Annotated in this window: 8 protein-coding genes and 3 rRNA genes; 6 read left to right on the top strand and 5 right to left on the bottom strand. The window is 49.3% G+C overall.

The genetic code is table 11. The features are described from left to right. Positions 1 to 6,015, bottom strand: a complete 6,015-nt coding sequence (locus tag HYX48_02740; protein MBI2742813.1) for a hypothetical protein — start codon at positions 6,013 to 6,015, stop codon at positions 1 to 3. A 149-nt stretch (positions 6,016 to 6,164) separates the two neighbouring features. Between HYX48_02740 and HYX48_02735 the strand changes: the two genes are divergently transcribed. Next, positions 6,165 to 7,364 (top strand): metallophosphoesterase family protein, encoded by a 1,200-nt coding sequence (locus HYX48_02735; protein MBI2742812.1) that lies wholly within the window; start codon positions 6,165 to 6,167, stop codon positions 7,362 to 7,364. Further along, the gene (locus HYX48_02730) at positions 7,361 to 8,590 is read left to right on the top strand and encodes a fibronectin type III domain-containing protein (GenBank protein MBI2742811.1); all 1,230 of its coding nucleotides are present in this window, start codon (positions 7,361 to 7,363) and stop codon (positions 8,588 to 8,590) included. Before HYX48_02735 ends, HYX48_02730 begins: the two co-directional genes overlap by 4 nt. Here HYX48_02730 and htpG read toward each other — a convergent pair. Continuing rightward, the gene (gene htpG / locus HYX48_02725; protein ID MBI2742810.1) at positions 8,577 to 10,388 is read right to left on the bottom strand and encodes a molecular chaperone HtpG; all 1,812 of its coding nucleotides are present in this window, start codon (positions 10,386 to 10,388) and stop codon (positions 8,577 to 8,579) included. The genes HYX48_02730 and htpG overlap by 14 nt on opposite strands. 62 nt (positions 10,389 to 10,450) lie before the next feature. Here htpG and HYX48_02720 point away from each other — a divergent pair, with 62 nt between their 5' ends. The 4 genes from HYX48_02720 to HYX48_02705 all read left to right on the top strand — a co-directional run bounded on the left by HYX48_02720 (position 10,451) and on the right by HYX48_02705 (position 15,316). After that, positions 10,451 to 12,094 (top strand): NAD+ synthase, encoded by a 1,644-nt coding sequence (locus HYX48_02720; protein ID MBI2742809.1) that lies wholly within the window; start codon positions 10,451 to 10,453, stop codon positions 12,092 to 12,094. A gap of 261 nt (positions 12,095 to 12,355) precedes the next feature. Further along, entirely contained in the window at positions 12,356 to 12,727 is a 372-nt protein-coding gene (locus HYX48_02715; protein MBI2742808.1) for an RNA-binding protein, read from the top strand. Positions 12,728 to 13,060: 333 nt separating this feature from the next. Beyond that, positions 13,061 to 13,711: a hypothetical protein gene (locus HYX48_02710; GenBank protein MBI2742807.1), complete on the top strand. Its 651-nt coding sequence runs from the start codon at positions 13,061 to 13,063 to the stop codon at positions 13,709 to 13,711. Between the two features lie 12 nt (positions 13,712 to 13,723). Further along, the gene (locus HYX48_02705; GenBank protein MBI2742806.1) at positions 13,724 to 15,316 is read left to right on the top strand and encodes a hypothetical protein; all 1,593 of its coding nucleotides are present in this window, start codon (positions 13,724 to 13,726) and stop codon (positions 15,314 to 15,316) included. 665 nt (positions 15,317 to 15,981) lie between these two features. Here the strand turns inward: HYX48_02705 and rrf are convergent. The 3 genes from rrf to HYX48_02690 form a co-directional block, all read right to left on the bottom strand. After that, positions 15,982 to 16,096: ribosomal RNA gene (rrf, locus tag HYX48_02700) — 5S ribosomal RNA — on the bottom strand. 159 nt (positions 16,097 to 16,255) lie between these two features. Next, positions 16,256 to 19,082 (bottom strand): 23S ribosomal RNA (locus HYX48_02695). Between the two features lie 367 nt (positions 19,083 to 19,449). Further along, positions 19,450 to 19,513, bottom strand: a 16S ribosomal RNA gene (locus tag HYX48_02690); the annotation flags it as partial.

Genomic DNA, 19,513 nt, shown 5'->3' with positions numbered 1-19,513 from the left:
TTAAGAGCCGTATCTCTGCGCCCAGGTTAAGTAGTGCTGAACTTCAGCATGCTTTTTCTGGGTGTGCCAGAAACTCTCTGCACTCTGTCCATCTTGTTGGGCAGAGGCTGCCTTCTCCGCAGCAATAAACCATTTTTCTAGAGTAGCATCCTTTTTTCCAGCGTAGATGTTCGACTGAATCTTATCGACTAGACCCTGGTCACTACTGTTTAGCATCCCTAGAAGCTCATCGTTTCGCTTTCCTTTCAAGTCCGCTTTCTTATGTTTTTGCAGAAGCGCGATCTTCATCAGTTTTCTCGCGATGCGCTGTGCGGCATACTTAGCTGCCCAGTACTTCTCAAGAGCCTTTTGTCGCAGGCCTACTGTTCCTGGCTTGCTCTGGGTTCCAACGAACTCATCCTTGCTAACTCCTCCTCCCAGCACAACGACTGATTGGCAAGCTGGAGTGCCGCGGCGGCGTCTGAGTGCCTGATAGAGATCGTTCTCGCTAGCTATGCGCGCAGGATTTAATCCCTCTACATCCGTGAAGTTATAGAGGATGAACTGCGAGATATCGCGCCCTTCTACAGCTCGGCTTAAGTCTCCGAAGTCTCCACCCTGCAGGTTGCTGCGGTCGTAGAGCATCACTGTGACTCCAGGAGCCTGCTCCTTTTTCGAGAACTCCTCTAGAGAGACCATGCGAGGCTTCTCGCTTCCATTAAACTCGATAACCCACTTATTTCCTCGAACCTCTCGTCCCTCGAATTTCAAACCGGCATCCGTATGCGAGTCTTGGTAGACGAAGCGCACAGGTCTCTTCTCTTGAGCATAGAGCTCGCGCAGTTTACTGATGAGGGGGCCAAACTCTTTACTTTGGAAGCGCACACCCGGGAAGATTAGCTGTACAGCATCCTTCACCCCGCCTTTCTTATACAGAGCAGAGACGCACTGAGCTCCTAATTCTGGGGTAAGCTTTACCAGATGCTGCGTTGAGATATACTCGCAGCTTCCAATCGCCTCTTTGCGCTTCTCTGGAAGGGCAGCAAAGTAGCTCTCATTTTCTGTAGGAGCCTGATCAACTCCTGCCGTTTTCCACTTCACAACCTTTTCTTGAATCGCATCCGCCATCTTCTCCAAGCGGGCAATCTCTGCATGTGCAGCTCTCTCCTCAGAAGTAGAATCGACTTCAATTCCAGAAACCATCAGCTTATTCAGTTCCATTAGGGCGTCTCTGAACCTGTTCTGAAGCTTCTGAAGCGGTATATAAGTAGAAGTGTCTTTCTTTTGACTACGGCTCTGCTCTTCTCTTTTAAGCTGATCAAGCCCCAGCTGAATGGCTTTAAGCCTTGCATTGGAACTATCTCTCTTATTGATATCGGCATTTAAGATCACCCTGAGCTCTTCCTTGATCTCGGCTATATCTCCCTTCTTGAGTGCAACCAGGAGCGCGTCAATACGATCTCCGAATTTTTTTCGCTGTCCCTCTCCAAGAATAAATTGGGAAAGATGTTTAACCACATCATTTCTAACAGCGAGAATCTCATTATAAATATTCTGCACCGCTTGATGGAACGCCTTCAGCTTGATCTCAGCGATCTGCTCTTTTCTCTGATGAATCTCTATATTTAACTTTTCGAGCTGCTCGCTGTACCGCTTTAGCTGCTCTTGTTTAAACGCCTTCGTTCCATCTACAGGAATCACAGGCGTAGCTGTGATGAGAAGAGGGAAGACCTCTCTCTCTACTCCATCTTTCACAAGCAGAACTCTGCAGCTTAGCTCTTTATCAGGAGCCAGAAGGTGAGCCTCATCCACCAGGACGATATCGTTTAAGCTTGAAGCTGGAATACGCAAAACACCTTCAAACGTCTCAGGTGTGTGGCAGCGCATCCCTTCTATGCTATTTGCAAAGGGGCTGACAAAGTGAACAGTTCTCTTTTCAATGCCCATTCTAGGCAAGAGACGCATCATGAATTGCGCTGTGACAGTCTTTCCCTTTCCTGCTTCCGCAAAGATAGGAGATCCCTGTTCTGAGGTGTACAGATTATGTAATCCGCGCGCCCACTTCACCTGATCGGCAGTAAGCACACCGCCCTTAAAGTTGGGGTCTTCCTGCAGAGTGTTGAGGAGCTGAATCAATCTTTCTGCAGATTGACCATCCGTTTTTCCACGAGTGAGCCACTCCCAGTGGTGATGAGCGGCAGCAATAAACCCCGGCTTTGCGTTCTCGCACGCCTGGTAGTAGTAGAGCATTTTTGCAAGGTAGAGAAGCTCTCTTCCACCATGTTGTTTGAGTATGCGGTCGAGCAGCGGAGAAAACTTTCCTGTCCTTGCGCATTTTGCAATCTCTTGAAAGCAGGCGTTGATCTTATTTCCATCTGTGGGAGCAGTAAGCCCCGTAAGCTTTGCAATCCTTCCTACAACGTGCTTCTGGATGTTTTGCAGAACTCCGGTGCGTCCTCCCTCTCGGCGACCTTTATCAATAGCTGTTTGGATCTCCTCATCTGAGACAGGAGCAAGCGTGCTGGGAACAATCTCACCAGCAAATTTCGCGTGAGTCAGCACCTTATTCCACGTATTTAGATCGAGGCACTTACCAATCGCACCCATGATCTGCTCCTCTCTCTCTGCCAGTATAGTATCCCATCCAGCGCAATCTCTAGAATCTGCTGCAATATGGTCATACTTTGGATTCTGCCTTAGCTGTTCAATGAGAGAATAGGAGTTCTCTGGTTTATTTTTTCCATTTGGAACCCAGAGGGTTTTTGCGCCTTTGTCAAGATCTCTGAGTTCTCTGGTTAAGAGGTCAATGAAGAGAGATTCTATGATCGTCTTCTCTCCCTTTGAAGCAATAAGACCACGAGCCCATTCAATAAGTGCGTAGCCGCCCTCATTTCTTTTGCTCACTATTAACGCGCGTACTTCTTCTAACCCCTGCAGAGCGTTCGCAAGGTCCTTATCGGAGAGTGCCGAAAGAAGAGAGTGTCTTAATCTCTGCTCTTTTTTGCCTAATTTTTCACTCTCCATTGCTCGCTGAATCAGCCACTGTTTAAGTTTCGCCTTATCAATTTTTTGAGGTGACACAAGAGCGGTGTAGGTAGCGAGAGCGTAGATCTCTGAAGGCTTAGCACCTTCTGTAAGCGCCTTTGCGAGTTCTTCAGCTGCACGTGCGGCGAGTTCTGCTCTGGGGTTTGTGAGATATTGTGTTAGGTCGCCTCTGCGGATCGCATCGATCGCCTCTTCAATTGAGGGATCGGGCTTGTCGAGAGCTGCAACTTGAGCGGCAGCGGCGGCGGCTTGCGCCTTTTTGGCTGCTTCGGCTTCGGCAGTAGGATCTCTCTTCCTCTCAAGACGTTCTGGAGCACGAGCAGGAGGAGGAGAGATGACCTCTACAACCTTCTCACCGCATTTGGCATGTAGTGCTCTAAGAGCATTAAGCTCCGCCTCCAGCTGCTTAATGCGCGCTTGAGCCAGATCGTTTACTGACTTGATCGTATCTCTCTCTTTTTCAGCTTTTATTGCTCGAGCTTCAAGTGCTATTGCGCGATCTTCCGCTTGGGTTGCACGCACCTCCATCTCCGCTAGGCTCTCTTCTATAGCCGTTTTATCTCTTACGGCTTGTGCAAGTTGTCGTGTTAAATTACCGACTTTAATTGTGAGCTCTTGTTGGGCGGCTGCATGTTGCTCCTGGGCAGTAGCAAGTTCCTGCTTCGCAGCGGCAGCTTCCTCTGTAGCAACCTGAAGTTGAGTGCGAAGTTCTCTTTGCCCCTGTAAAGCCTCATCCGCTATTGCACTCATTTCTGCTAGTTCTTTTGTAATTTCGACAACTCTTCTCTCGACAATCAGCTTCTCAGCTGCGACTTCTGCAGCCTGAGCTGTAGCGGCTCTAAGTTGATTGTTAAGGGTTTCATTTGTTTCACCAGCTGCTGCTGCTTGCGCTTGAGCCTCTGACAGCTGCTGTTGAAGACTAGCTACTTTTTGCTGTGCTTCCTCAACGCGGCGGTTTAGCTGTTCTAAGCCTTCGTGATATTGCCCAGCGCGCTCTACTGCCATTTGACGTTCAGTAGCAAGGTCATCAGTCGCTGCTTGAAGTCGTGCTTCTACGGCAAGCTTCTGCTGCGTAGCTGTAGCTGTCGCAGCTTCTGCATCAGCAATAGACTTTCTTAGCTGTGTGCGCTCTTGTGCGAATGCCGCTTGAGCCTGGGTTAACTCTGTTTGAAGCCTCTCAGCTCTTGCATGTGCATCCTGAGCGGTTTTCGTAAGTGTTGCTAGTTCTGCTTGATATTGAGCACACTGCTCTGTGAGCTGAGTAATTTGTGCCTGTTTCTCACCACCTGACGCTGCTGCGGCTGCGAGTTGTGCTGTAGCCGTTTGAAGTTGTGCTTGAACCTCAGCCTTTTCCTTGGCGACTGCTGCTACTGTAGCTTGCGCTTGTTCGATACCTTGTTGAAGTTGGCCGATCTCTCCCTCAGACGCTTTTCGAACAGCAGCGAGCTCAGCCTGAAGCTGTACCGCTTTTGCGTGTTCATCCTGAGCTGCTTGTCCGAGTCTTCCAATCTCTGCTTTTGCTGTATCTGCTGCGGCTGTATGCGCTCGCTGCGCAGTTTCTAATTCTGTTCTAAGCTGGGCGGCTGCGGCTCTGGCATCATCAATATCTTGTGTAAGCCGTGTGCGCTCTTGTGCGAATGCCACTTGAGCCTGGGTTAACTCTGTTTGAAGCCCATCAGCTCTTGCATGTGCATCCTGAGCGGTTTTCGTAAGTGTTGCTAGTTCTGCTCGGTATTTTTCGCACTGTGCTGTGAGCTGAGTAATCTGTGCCTGTTTCTCACCACCTGACGCTGATGCGGCTGCGAGTTGTTGCGTCGCGGCTTCCAGTTGTGCTTGAACGGCAGCCTTTTCCTGAGCAGCTGCTGCTACTGCAGCTCGTGCTTGTTCAACACCTTGTTGAAGTTGGCCGATCTCTCCCTCAGACGCTTTTTGAACAGCAGCGAGCTCAGCCTGAAGCTGTACCGCTTTTGCGTGTTCATCCTGAGCTGCTTGTCCGAGTCTTCCAATCTCCGTTTTTGCTATAGCAGCAGCTTCTGCATGGGCTTTCTGCGCGGCTTCTAGCTTTTGCGCTACTGCATCTCTTTGTCCTACTAATTCAGCTGCGGCAGCCGCTGCTTGGGCAGCAGCATGTTTAAGCTGCTCAATCTCTTTTAATGATGCTTGCTGAGCCTGTTGCACCGCCGCAATTTCTGTGCGAACAGCTGCTTCTCTTGCTTGCGCTTCTAGAAGTTGCGCAGCTAGTTCTTTAAGTTGACCTTCAACAGCTGCTTTATCTCTACTGAGAGTTGAAGCAGCTCCAGATGCCGCCTCAAATTGCTCTTTCGCTGCAGCTAGCTGCGCTTGTAAAGTTCCTGTAAGGGCAGTAGCAGCCCGCGCTTCTTGATCTAATCTTGTTAATGTTGCTCGATGATCAGCAGCTGCAGCCTGAGATGCCTGCTGTGCAGCGGCAAGTTCAGCTTCTCTGGCTTGAACTGCGCTCTCAGCCTGTGTTGCTCTTTCAGTGAGAGCTCCAATCTGCGCTCTGCTCTGATCCAGTTCTGCGGCGAGCTTTGCCTGCTCTTCTTGTGAAGGGAGAAGTCTTGCTCTAACAGAGGGCTGCCTTCCACCCGCTCCACCTGCGCCTGTTCCACGGGGGGAGTCGCTCCCGCTAAAAAGCTTACGGCGAGTTCCACCGGAAGATGAGCCGGCTGAACCACTACGTTTAGCAGCAGCGGCTCTTGCAAGAATGCGCCTACAAATGTCTTGGACTTTCTTCGGCAATTCTTCCATTTTCTTTTTAAAGATGCGGTTTCCCTCCTCATCTTTAATGGATAGCCCAGTTGGTTTGATCCCAATTTTAAGTTTTGCGTTCTCAGGAAGTGCCGTTCCTAGAGCCTCAATTAATTCGCTCTCCTCATCGCGAATCTCATCATCTGCTTTAAAAGCAGGAGAGCCTCTAACCGTTGTATTGAGAATTTTTGCCGGCGTAGAAATATTATTAGTTGATGTCATAATTACACTCTTATTAGATTTTCAAATAATTATAGTATAATTTTATTAAAATGTCAAAATAAATTTATAATTTAACATTGAGCTCTAAATTACTAATAATCAGTGAAATTCTTGCAAGAAACTCTCCTATAGCCCACCCTTACAGGTCTATGACTCTAAGAAAAATACAAGGCTGGTTTTTAGCCCTTCTTCTCCTCTCCGCTGGGCTCGGGGCTGAGGAGCCCTCTGCCCTCTACCTCAGCTGGACGAGGGACCCCACCTCTACGATGGTGATCCGCTGGCACACCTCCAAGAAGGATCGAGAGACGGAGGTCTCCTACCAGAAGGAGGGAGAGAAGACGTGGAAGAAGAGAGAGGGAACAGCAGCCCTTCTTCAGAAGAGCTCGCTCCTCATCCACTCAACGGAACTCACTGATCTTGAGGAGGATACAACTTACCTCTTCAAAGTTGGCGAAGAGGAGACAACCTACAAGTTCCGCACCTGCCCCAAGAGCCTTAAAAGACCCCTCCGCTTTGCAGTGGCTGGAGACGCCTACTTCTACCTCTACCTCCTCCGCAAGATGAACACTCAGATCGCCGCCGCAGACCCCGACTTTGTAGTCGTGGGAGGCGATATCGCCTACGCCCATGGGCATAAGTCCCTCTTCAAAGGAAGGGATTGGGAGGCGAAACGCTGGGGCACCTTTCTGCAAGAGTGGCAGAAGCAGATGGTGACCTCCGATGGACGCCTGATTCCAATGGTCGTCGTCGTGGGCAACCATGACGTCAAATCTCGCCAGATCGGCGGCGCCTTCTACCAGCTCTTTCCCTTTCCCCAGGAGAACATCCCTTACAGAACGCTCGATTTCGGCTCCTATTTTAGCCTTTTTCTTCTCGATACAAACCACACCTATCCCATTGATGGTGAGCAGTCTAAGTGGCTTGATTCAGCGCTTTCTGCCCGCATGGATGTGCCCTTCAAAATCCCCGTCTACCATGTAGCCGCCTACCCCTCTGTCTACCAGTATGAAGGGAGCGTCCCCACAAAGATCCGCTCTACCTGGGTTCCTCTCTTCGAAAAGTATGGGGTAAAACTCGCCTTCGAAAATCATAACCACGCCTACAAGAGATCCCACCCGATTAAAGCGGGCAAGATCGACCCTGAGGGGATCACCTACTTGGGAGATGGGGCTTGGGGGGTCTCTCCGAGAAAGCCTCGTCCTCTGGCCAGCAGCTGGTACCTAGCAAAGGCGGCTCAGCTCGACTGCTTCTGGTTGATTACTCTTGGCCAAGAAGGGTATACAGTTAGATCATACGATGAAGAGGGGTCCCTCATTGAAGAGCTTCCCTCGCCGAGAAAATCCCTATGAAAAAGCTTCTCGCCGCTACTTTTGTTATTCTCGGTGTGGCCATCTTCTCCCTCTGGCAAAAAGGGGAGGGCTCCCCCTCTGCCCTCTACCTCACCTGGCTGCACGATCCTGCGACGACGATGACCGTGCAGTGGCATAGCGAAAAAGAAGAGCAGCCACGCGTCTATTATAAGAGCGAGAGCGAGGGCTCCTGGCACGAGGCATGTGGAGCGGCGCACGTCGTGGGACAAGCGACGCTCATCTGGGGAGATCTGCGCGTGAATACGGTTGAGCTCACCCAGTTAAATCCCGATACCGTCTACGCCTTTCGCCTCGGAGAGAGCGAAGAGATCTACCGCTTTAGAACCATGCCCCAAAATCCAACGCGGCCGATCCATTTTGTGGTGGGTGGAGATGTCTATCAAGATGAGATTCTACTGCTCAAAAAGATGAATAGCCAGGTGGCGAAGATGGATCCCGATTTCATCGTGATCGGAGGCGACATCGCCTACGCCCGCGGCAGAAACTACCTTTTCAAAGGACGCTACTTCGAAATCAAACGCTGGAAGACCTTCTTTACTGCTTGGAAAGAGCAGATGGCAACCTCCGATGGAAGGCTCATTCCGCTCGTTGTTGCTATCGGAAACCACGACCTAGAGAGCACCCATCCGAATCCGCGTGTAAAACCCGTTCTCTTCTACGAGTTCTTTGCAATGAGCGAGCCCTACACCTCTTACCGCACCCTAAACTATGGCAGCTACCTCAGCCTCACACTTCTAGACACAGGACACACCTATCCGATCCGAGGCGAGCAGACGAGCTGGTTAGAAAATACGCTGAAAGCAAACGAAAAGATGCAGCACAAGATGGCGGTCTATCACGTTTCGGCCTACCCTTCGGTTTACAATTACGACAAGGGCAACCGAAAGCAGATCCGCAGATACTGGACCCCCCTCTTCGATCAGTATGGCGTAAAGACAGTGTTTGAACACCACGACCACGCCTTCAAACGGACACACAGATTGAAGCAGGGAAAGATAGATCCAGACGGCACCCTCTATTTTGGCGACGGCGCCTGGGCAGTGAATCTCCGCACTCCCAACCCAGCAGATAAGCTCTGGTACCTAGCAAAGACCGACTCTCGCAACTTCGTCTACCTCGTCTCTCTAGATGGCCCCGTTGGCGTCGTCCAAGCGATCGACAACGAGGGCACTATCTTCGACGAAACCCACCTCACTTCTCAATGAGTTGCTCTAGGACGCTACTTGAGCGAGAGACAAAATCGGCAAGAGCTGTCGGCTCGAGCTCTTTTTGCGACAGAAGCGACAGGTCGTAGACGTGGCGCACCATCTGCTTGGCAAGATCCGGCTGCTTACTCTGCATCGCATAGATTGAAGAGATCAGCTTGCTATTTGTATTCACTACAAAAGTCTTCTTGTCTGTCAGGGCAAAAGGAAGGCTCTGACCCGTCAGAGCCATGTAGTCGCGCATGCGCCTTGCCTCCTCATCAAGCACGATGAATGCAGGAAGGGTATCAGAGGTTAAACTCTTCGCTTCCACCTCAACCTTTTCAAGCCCGAGAGAGGCGCGAATGAAGTCGGCGATCCTTCCCGCTTGAGTCTTCCCATCGGCATCAAGGAGCGTCTTCTCTCTCGAAGAGTCGAGAGTTGCAGCTTCGATCGCTCCGTCAAGACGTTGAAATTTTGCAGAAGAGAGCTTGTTTTCCAAAGTATTCATGAGGGCTGTATCCACAGGAGATGTGGCATAGAGAACCTCATGTCCTTTGTAGAGTTCAAGCAGATATGATGGGGTCTTCTCCTCCGTTGTATAGAAGATCTTCTCCTTCGTCTTCTCTCGATTGCGCTCTAAATACTCTTCGGCTGTTGTCCACTCCCCCTCTGTGTTCTTCCAGATGAGAGCACCCTTAACGCGCTCGTAGAACTTCTCATCCTGCACAGCGCCGAGCTTCACGATCAGCTCGATATCGGGCCAAGCCTCTTGGAACTTGACCTTCTCCGTTAGATGGAGGCTAGTTAAACGATCGGAGACCTTTTTAGAGATGTGAGAGGCCAGCTGCCGCACCGTCTTATCCATCTGCAGCGTGCTTCTGGAGACGTTAAGCGGGATGTCTGCGCTATCAAGCGCTCCCTGAAGAACAGCGAGATACTCTGGGATCAGATCCTTGCAGTTATCCGAGACAAAAACGCGGTTGCAGAAGAGCTTAATATTTGCGCGGTTCCAATCAAATCTGCGCTGGACTCTTGGGAAGTAGAGGATCCCCTTCAGGTTGAAAGGGTAGTCGACATTCAAGTGGATCCAGAAGATCGGATCCGGCTCTTGAGGATAGAGATCCCTGTAGAAATCGAGATACTCCTTGTCGGTGCACTCGGAGGCGTTTTTCAACCAGAGAGGATCTTTGTGGTTGATCTTCTCTCCATTGAGGTAGATCGGGAAGGGAAGAAACGCGCAGTACTGCTTCAAGATCTGTTTAATCTTGCTCTCTTCCAAAAACTCATCGCTATCTTTATCGATAAAAAGCGTGATCTCTGTTCCGCGTTCTGCTCTCTCACCTTGCGCAACCGAATACTCTGAAGAGCCATCGCACGACCAGAGCACAGCTGCAGATGAGGGACGATAAGAAAGGGTGTCGATCTCCACTTTTGTCGAAACCATGTAGGCCGAGTAGAAACCGAGCCCGAAGTGGCCGATAATCTGGTCCTGCTCGTTCTGACTCTTATACTTGTCTAGAAACTCCTCAGCTCCGGAGAAGGCGATCTGGGAGATATACTTCTCCACCTCCTCTTCGCTCATCCCAATACCAGTATCTACAAATTTCAGCGTGTGCCCCTCTTTGTCGATGATGAGGTCGATGCGCAGAGACTCCTCTGAAAACTCCGCCTCTCCCCTCTCTCGCAGAATGCGCAGTTTGTGCAGGGCGTCGCACGAGTTAGAAATCAGCTCTCTGACAAAAATATCCTTATCGCTATAAAGCCATTTTTTGATGATCGGAAGAAGATTTTCCGTGTGGATCTTGAGTTTTCCCATCTTTAATGCTCCTTCTTGTAGTATAGGAAATCATGCGTAGATAAAAGGTTTTGAGTCAAGTTATGAGAGTCATTGCAGCTCAATTAAATCCAACCGTTGGCGATCTTGAAGAAAATACTAAAAAAATTCTTCAAACGATCGAACGCGCGCGGGCCCAAAAGGCCGACCTCCTCATCTTCCCCGAGATGAGCATCTGCGGCTATCCGCCTGAAGACCTCCTCCTCCATTCCGCATTCATAGATCAGGTGCAGGAGTGCCTCGAAAAGATCATCAAGGCCTCATCGAAGCTGATGCTCATCGTAGGCCTCGTAAGATGGGCGCCCAAAGATGCGGAGAAGCCTCTCTACAACAGCGCTGCTATTATCGAAGATGGCAAACTCCTCGGCTACGAGGATAAGTGCCTGCTTCCCACCTACGACGTCTTCGACGAGAGGCGCTACTTTCAGCCAGGATCATCTCTTCAAACATGGACGTGCAAGGGGAAGAAGATCGCCGTGATGATCTGCGAAGATATCTGGCAGCACTCCGGTTTTGTCGATCTCACGCGCTATTCGAAGGATCCCGTCCTCGACATCCTTCCCTCTAAACCCGACCTTCTTGTCAACATCTCCGCCTCTCCCTACCAGTATCAGAAACCCGACGTCCGCATTCAAGTCTGCGCCAAGAGCGCCAAGACGCTCCAGTGCCCCGTCATTCTCTGCTGCCAGGTTGGAGGCAATGATCAGCTGATCTTCGATGGATACAGCATCTGCGTCGACAGAGATGGCAAACTCAGGCAGATCGCTGCGGGATTTAAAGAGGAGGAGATGCTCATCGACTTCGACGCGCTCCCTCCCGCTTTTACTTTTTCTTATGACGCGATGGGCGATCTCTATGAGGCCCTCGTTCTCGGAACGCGCGACTACTTTCACAAGTCGGGATTTAAGAAGGGGTGCTTAGGCCTCTCTGGCGGCATCGACTCCGCACTCGTTGCCTGCATCGCAGCCGACGCACTCGGGAAAGAGAATGTGCTCGCCATCACAATGCCCTCCCGCTTCAGTTCAACCGGAAGCGTTACAGATTCACAAGAGCTCGCGCGCAGGCTCGATATCGAGCTCATTGAAGTTCCCATTGAAGGCCCTTTTGAAGCGTATTTAGAACTTCTCGAGCCCCTCTTCAAAGAGATGGGCAAACCAGATTTCGATGTTACTGAGGAGAACCTTCAAGCACGCGTGCGCGGAACGATCCTGATGTCGCTATCGAATAAATTCGGACACATCGTGCTCAGCACAGCTAACAAGAGCGAGATGAGCATGGGCTACTCGACCCTTTACGGCGATATGTGCGGAGGTCTTGCTGTGATTTCCGACGTCAGCAAGACGCAGATCTACGCACTCTGCAAGTGGCTCAATAGAAAGCAGGAGATCATCCCGCAAGCGATCATCGACAAGCCCCCCTCTGCCGAGCTCAGACCAGATCAAAAAGATAGCGACACACTCCCAGACTATGCAACTGTCGACGCCGTTCTGCAGGGCTACGTCGAAGAGTTCCTCTCACCAGAGGAGATCTCAAAGCGCTGGAAAATTCCTCTCGAGCTCGTCATCGATCTCATCCATCGCATCCACAGAGCCGAGTACAAGAGGCGCCAAGCCGCTCCTGGCATACGCGTCTCCAAGAAGGCCTTCCGCGTCGGCAGAGCCTACCCCATCGTCCAGCGCTGGATGTAAGATTTCAGCTGAGTTAAAATAATTTGTTGACGCTAATTTTGAGCGAGGCGATGAGTTGCTGGACTTGCAAAAGAGCCTTGTGGTACAATCGTTAATGTTGTTGATCCCGTGTATTTTGAACTGATTTTATGTCTGTTCTTGTTCCAGCGATTGGAAAAGCCCGAGTCAACTCCTAAAGGTGTGCGCCTCTCCCAGAAAAACGTTTTCGGGCCGGCTCACACGGAAGTAAGTATTTAGATCTTTAAGGAGATTTTTTTTAGTATGAATCAAGCAGCAAACAAAAAACTTTATGTCGGAAGCCTTCCTTACAGCGTAACTGAAGAGGAGCTACACAACCTCTTTTCCGCTTATGGAAAGATTGAATCAGTCCGCATCATCACAGACAAATTTACTGGCCAGTCGAAAGGCTTTGGCTTCGTAGAAATGGCTGATGGCGATGAGGCTCAAAAGGCTATCGAAGCTATCAACGGCATGAAGTTAAACGGCCGTACACTCATCGTCAATGAAGCGCGCCCTGAGCAAAAAAGAGAGCGTTCATTCGGCGGCGGTGGTGGCGGTGGTGGCGAGCGCAGAGAGCGTCGCGGCAGCTGGTCTGGCGAAGGCAGAAGACAAGATCGCTTTTCACAAGAGTAGTAAGTAGTCCCTCTCTTCTTAGAGTTGGATGAAAAAAGCCGCTAGGGTTAACCCCCCTAGCGGCTTTTTTATTGCCTCAATCTAGCACATGCAAACAAAATCAAAATTTTAATTTAACAAAATACCAGCATTGTAAAAGAGGGCGAAAAATGTTATTATAGAGGGCCTCAATAAAACGATCTACTCGCTGCTCTCTTCGGACCGTTTTGAAGAAGCAGTAAAATTTTAAACTAAAATCTTTAATTTACAGATTATTAAGCAATTGCATAAGAAAAATAATAATGCTATAATTGCATTACTTAATTAATCTAAATCAAAAACGAGGAAAGTATTATGGCAATGTCAGCATTAGGCGATCACTTAGCAACTCTCTCTTCTCAGCCTACAGGCGCTCAAGTAACAGGCATTGAGTTTGAGCCGGGAACCATCCTCGTTACCCGCCCCCTTCACGAACTCTTGGCACACGTCTCAAACTGCGAGCTTCCTTCTTGGACTCTACTCGCTCGCACCGTCTCCGTTCTGTTCATGGCGATCTTCCGCTGGCACTTCTGCGATAACGTACTCCTTGAGCGCGCAGAGAAAATCGTACATAGTATCGATGGACGAGTAGAGATCATTAAAGCTACAGACACCCGTGTGGATTCACTCATCGGCGACCACTTCTCCCCAGTATTCACGCCTCAAGACCTAAGCGACTTCAACCAGCGCTTCCCGCACATGCTCGACTCTTCCCTACAGCTTAAACCCAAAACCACTGATACCCTTCCAGATCCTCAGACACCTCACCCTTCCGGCATCTGGCAGCCTCTCAATCAGAAGCATCCCGCGCATGTTCCGCTATTCGATGCCTACACTGAGATCACCCCTCAGACCGTGAGCGACTACTTCAGAAACTTTGCAAACACGGCAATCACAAGCCACGCAGAGGGCAATACGATCTACTCACTCCTCACCTCTGAGAACTTAGTAGTAGCGCAGGGCTAAAATTGCAAGATTATGACAGCAGAGATCAGCTTCCTTAGCGCCGCTGAGAAACTCACTCTTCACACCTACTTTTTTGAACAAGAGCTGGGTTGTGAGGAGTATACCCCTATTAGCCGAGTGGTGGCAGCTGCGCTTCTCTCTGTAAGTGCTGCACTGGATATCGCCTTCCACACCACCATGATCTTTCCAACGTGTGTTTATGCGTTGGGAAAGAGCCTCCTATGCTGTGAATTGGACTTTGTGCTGCCCTGGCAGCATCTCCAAAGAGTGCGCAATGCGGTAGCCCCTCTTCTACTGGGCAGCGTCTTTGGTCTGATACACCCCTTTGCTGGCTTTGCCGTCTCCGAACCGGTGGATAAACACGCAGTAGTCGGAATGCTCTCTTCCAATACATCCTGCCGCTTTACAACACCGTGCAGCCCCATCCAGAGCTTGTCTATTGTTGAAACGATCGCAAGAGGACACCAGACCAGCGAAGTAGCTGGTGTGAGACATCAGATTTATTCAGACGAGTGTATCGAAAGCATCCGCTTTGCCAGAGAGTTTGAAGGATCCCTTGAATCGTTACAGGCGCAAGAGTTCATCCACAAGATCACCAATCTTACTCTGCTTGCAACGGGCTATCTTGTTAAAGAGATCCGCGGGGAGTACCAGTATGAGGCTGTAACAAGAGAGGTTCTAATTAGATGTGCAGTTCTTTTAATGCCGATCCTTGCGACGATTGATCTGACTTTTGCGATGCTCCTTCACCTCTTCCTCCTAGCCACAGGCGTCATACAATTTATCTCTGGACGCGGACCAATTTACACAGAGATAACCACAAATCCTCTCATGCACCTATTCTTCCTGCTTCAGAACATCATGAAGGTAGTGGGAACGCTTGTCGCTACACTTGTAGGTATTGTTGAGCCAACTACAGGATTTAAAGTGGGCCTTTATATGGGAAGCCTCTTCTATTACATGCAGATGAGTTGCCTTATGAGCCAGCTGCAAGCAAAAATGGAGTCTTTACCGCTTAATGCTCGCTTTTTTATTCCGATCGTCTATGGAACTGAAAACTACTCGGCTCTATCGCTTCCCGTAGACAGCATGCATAAGACCTATCTAATCATCGAAAAAAAAGCCGGCGAGCTCTTTAACCTCTATTGGGTAAATAGAAGTAGTGTAAGTCAAAAAATCAATACAACCCTTGATCAAGCTATTACTGTTATTCGCCCCATGCTAGATGCGCGCTTTCCTTTTATGAACGTTGAAAAGACCTTCAACTCCTATCCCATTAAAGGCGACAAGCCAGTTCTTCCTGAAAATATACCTTATCCTATGAATCCCAACCTTGCTAGCCAAGGAAATCATACAAACTGCGTCGTATCCAACCTCTTCGCCACCTTTGAAACTCTAGACCGTTTGCAAGGCTCTTCAGTGGATACAACGGAGGAGCGCTACCGCGTTACTCGCGAGGCGTTAATGCACGATTATAGCTTCTACAGAGATGCCTTCTTCCCGTTTAGGATTGATTTCAACTATCTGCGTTCTGCAGAAACTCGAAACGCCTCTCTTACCGAAATCTGGGAAGCGTTCGAACAGAAGCCTAACGCAGCCATCTAAAAAAAAGAGCGCTCGGAGAAGAAATGGACATTAATGGACGAAAATGGACAGGAAACGGACGAGAACGGACACGCGCTAAAAAAAGAATTCTTTCTCTCCCTCTTGCCCGCCTGTCCATTTCTTGCACGTTTTCCTCCCTTCCTTGCTTTTTGCACTGTCCTGGCTTTTTTTTGAGCAGAATCGTCAGTAAAAATCTCAAAAAAATCGGCTGAACGGTACTTTTGCAATCACCTCTCCAGGGATTTCGCTACACTCAATCAAAGAAATCCGTTAAGCGATAGAAAGAGAATTCTTTCTCCAGCGCGTGTCCATTTTCGTCCGTTTATGTCCCTTCTTTTCCGCGCGCGAAAAATGCGGGCAAAAAAAAACCCTAGCTGAGTAACAGCTAGGGTTGGAAAAAAAATCTTGGCGACGTCCTACTCTTCCACACTCTTGTGTCTCTGAACTCCATCAGCAGCATCTTGATTGCCGCTTCCTTGATCTTTTTCTCTGCCTCTGCGTCGCGACATCTCACCGATGCCACTAGGCATCGCTTTCGCTGCCGCTCCTTGATCCAGAAAAAAATCTCAAGAAATCGTCTAATCAATCTGCTACTGATGAAATTCTGGGTACCATCGGGGCAAAAAAAAACCCTAGCTGAGTAACAGCTAGGGTTGGAAAAAAAATCTTGGCGACGTCCTACTCTTCCACACTCTTGTGTGTAGTACCATCGGCGATGAAGGTCTTGACTTCTGAGTTCGGGATGGGATCAGGTATTTCCCCTTCTCTATGGTCACCAAGAAAAATCTAGATAAGTGTTTGTCCTATTAAAACCGCATTCATTGACAAAAAAAGGCGCTTGAAAGAGCTGTCCTTCACCAATTGGTGGTTAGGTCAGACGCAGATTATCACTGGCGAATCTCCTATCAATTTAGGAGATAAGCCAGCGATATAAAGAAAAAAAATCAAGCCGATGGACTCATTAGTATTGGTTAGCTAAACACATTACTGTGCTTACACATCCAACCTATCAAACCGGTAGTCTTCCGGTAGTCTCATAGGGATACATTATCTTGAAGGAGGCTTGGCGTTTAGATGCTTTCAACGCTTATCCTTTCCGAACATAGCTACCCGGCGGTGCACTTGGCAGTACAACCGGAACACCATTGGTTCGTCCACTCTTGGGACCTTCTCCAGCCCCAGGATGCGATGAGTCGACATCGAGGTGCCAAACCGCCACGTCGATATGAACTCTTGGTGGCGATAAGCCTGTTATCCCCGGAGTACCTTTTATCCGTTAAGCGACGGCGATTCCACTTTCCACCGCCGGCTCACTAAGCCCTACTTTCGTACCTGATTGACTTGTTGGTCTCTCAGTTAACTTGCCTTATACCTTTACGCTCTACTCGCGATTGCCAACCGCGATGAGGCAAGCTTGGGACTCCTCCGTTACTCTTTAGGAGGATACCGCCCCAGTCAAACTGCCCGTCTGACAGTGTCCAAATCCCAGTTTCATGGGACTTTGTTAGACTTCCGACTCCCCAAGACCAGTATTTCAACGGTGACTCCAAGAGCCCTAACGAGCCCTCTTCACAGTCTCCTGGTTATTCTACACATGGAAAGTCAGAAGCCAATATCAGAGTACAGTAAAGGTTCACGGGGTCTTTCCGTCTTGTTGCGGGTAAACGGCATCTTCACCGCTACTACAATTTCACCGAGTCTCTCGTTGAGACAGCGCCCAGATCGTTAGGCCATTCGTGCAGGTCGGAACTTACCCGACAAGGAATTTCGCTACCTTAGGACCGTTATAGTTACGGCCGCCATTCACCAGGGCTTAAATTCAGTGCTTTGCCCTTACGAGCTGACACCTCCTTTTGACCTTTTGGCATTGGGCAGGCTTCACACCATATACATCGTCTTAGACGACTTCGCATAGTGCTGTGTTTTTGTTAAACAGTCGCCTGGGCCATTTCTCTTCGACCTAACTTCGCACCTACAGTAAAGTAGTCACGAGATTAGGCCCCCCTTCTCCCGAAGTTACGGGGGTAGTTTGCAGAGTTCCTTAACGAGAGTTATCTCGCGCGCCTGAGAATATTCTTCACACCCACCTGTGTCGGTTTTGGTACGGTCACCATCGACGACTAGAGATTATTTCTTGGAAGCATCGCGCTACGTCATCGGTTCCCCCGAGGGTTCCCCTTGGCCACTACCAAGCATTATGCTAGCGGATTTTCCTACTAGCCTGCCCCATAGTGTCACGGACACATCCAATGGTCCGCACGCTTAACGTCCTTCGTCATCTCATTGCCATAGTCTTAGGTGGCGCAGGATTATTTAACCTGCTTCCCATCGCCTACGCTTTTCAGCCTTGGCTTAGGAACCGGCTAACCCAGGGAAGACGAGCTTTACCCTGGAAACCTTAGGTTTTCGGCGAGAGGGATTTTCACCCTCTTTATCGTTTACTCATGCCATGCATCCTCACTAGTATGCGCTCCAATACTCCTCACGGTATATCTTCGTTGCACATACTACGCTCTCCTACCGCGCATATCTTGCGATATGCACCCGTGATTTCGGCTCTATGCTTTAGTCCCGTATATTTTCGGCGCGAAGTCTCTCGATTGGTGAGCTGTTACGCACTCTTTAAATGATGGCTGCCTCTAAGCCAACATCCCAACTGTCTTTGAAACTTCACTTCCTTACTCACTTAGCATAGAATTTGGGGCCTTAATCGACGATCTGGGCTGTTCCCCTTTTGACTATGAAGCTTATCCCCCACAGTCTATCTCCCAGCTGCCCTTTCAGTATTCGGAGTTTGGTTCCCGTCGGTAAGGCGGTAAGCCTCCCTATTGGATCCAGTGCTCTACCCCTGAAAGAGTCTACACTGAGGTTAACCCTAAAGTTATTTCGAAGAGAACAAGATATCTCCAAGTTTGATTGGCCTTTCACCCCTATCCACAACTCATCCAAGGCTTTTTCAACAGACACTAGTTCGGACCTCCACAAGGTGTTACCCCTGTTTCATCCTGGTCATGGATAGATCACTTGGTTTCGTGTCTAAACTAAACGACTAAACGCGCTATTCACACTCGCTTTCGCTCCGGCTCCGGAACGTATGTCCCTTAACCTTGCCGTTTAGCTTAACTCGCTGGCTCATCATGCAAAAGGCACGCCGTCAGCCATTGCCCTAAAAGGGCCATAGGCCTTCGACCGTTTGTAAGCTGCTGATTTCAGGTTCTATTTCACTCCCCTAACAGGGGTTCTTTTCACCTTTCCCTCGCGGTACTGGTTCACTATCGGTTATCAACGAGTATTTAGCCTTAGAGGGTGGTCCCCCTAGATTCAGACCAGATTTCACGTGGCCAGTCTTACTCAGGTACCGATCTCGCTTTATTACGCCTTTTCGCTTACGGGGCTATCACCCTGTATCGCGCATCTTCCCAGATGCTTCTGCTAAAACGTAGTTAAAACTTTATTGACCGGCCCTACAACCCCAAGAATAAAATTCTTGGTTTGGGCTTTTCCCACTTCGCTCGCCGCTACTATGGGAATCTCTTCTAGATTTCTATTCCTCTGCTTACTGAGATGTGTCCCTTCAGCAGGTGTAGCTTTCCTATCCTATGTATTCAGATAAGAATAGTGGGTGATTACTCCCACTGGGTTCCCCCATTCGGACATCTCCGGATCGAAGCTTCTATCCAGCTCCCCGAAGCTTTTCGCAGGTTAGCACGTCCTTCATCGCCTGTTGATACCAAGGCATCCGTCAGCAGCCCTTAGTAGCTTGAACTTAACTTTATCGCTACTACTGAGCTTGTGAACTAGTTTTCCAATCTCTTGCGAGACTGAAACACAGTCCACTCACTTATATATTGCTTACGCCTTCCCTAACACACTAATTAATGTGAAGTATTTCTCCTCAAGCGCCGTTCATTGTCATTGATATATTTACTGCGCTTGTTTTCGAATCTATAGAATAGATTCGAGGGAATTGTCTCCTCTTACGAGGAAGCAAAACCCTAATAGGATTCTCTTCTCTGATTATTCTCAATTATCAATCTTTCGAGATAGTTTTGCTGTTTGACAGCAGAGTAGAAGCGACGTGAAGTGAGAGAAGCTTGTCTCAACCTAGAAATACAGGTAGACCTGTTATCTCTTAAAGGAGGTGATCCAGCCCCACCTTCCGGTAGGGCTACCTTGTTACGACTTCATCCCAGTCAT

The organism is Chlamydiales bacterium, assembly GCA_016185065.1.
In the GTDB taxonomy this organism is placed as follows: Bacteria; Chlamydiota; Chlamydiia; order Chlamydiales; family Rhabdochlamydiaceae.
Note: the sequence above shows the minus strand (reverse complement) of the source record. Positions and strands in the feature narration are given on the sequence as shown.

What these genes read in the sequence shown, in the direction of transcription:
- HYX48_02740 (MBI2742813.1), bottom strand. Translation starts at nt 6,015, where the DNA reads ATGACATCAACTAATAATATTTCTACGCCGGCAAAAATTCTCAATACA.
- HYX48_02735 (MBI2742812.1), top strand. Translation starts at nt 6,165, where the DNA reads ATGACTCTAAGAAAAATACAAGGCTGGTTTTTAGCCCTTCTTCTCCTC.
- HYX48_02730 (MBI2742811.1), top strand. Translation starts at nt 7,361, where the DNA reads ATGAAAAAGCTTCTCGCCGCTACTTTTGTTATTCTCGGTGTGGCCATC.
- htpG (MBI2742810.1), bottom strand. Translation starts at nt 10,388, where the DNA reads ATGGGAAAACTCAAGATCCACACGGAAAATCTTCTTCCGATCATCAAA.
- HYX48_02720 (MBI2742809.1), top strand. Translation starts at nt 10,451, where the DNA reads ATGAGAGTCATTGCAGCTCAATTAAATCCAACCGTTGGCGATCTTGAA.
- HYX48_02715 (MBI2742808.1), top strand. Translation starts at nt 12,356, where the DNA reads ATGAATCAAGCAGCAAACAAAAAACTTTATGTCGGAAGCCTTCCTTAC.
- HYX48_02710 (MBI2742807.1), top strand. Translation starts at nt 13,061, where the DNA reads ATGGCAATGTCAGCATTAGGCGATCACTTAGCAACTCTCTCTTCTCAG.
- HYX48_02705 (MBI2742806.1), top strand. Translation starts at nt 13,724, where the DNA reads ATGACAGCAGAGATCAGCTTCCTTAGCGCCGCTGAGAAACTCACTCTT.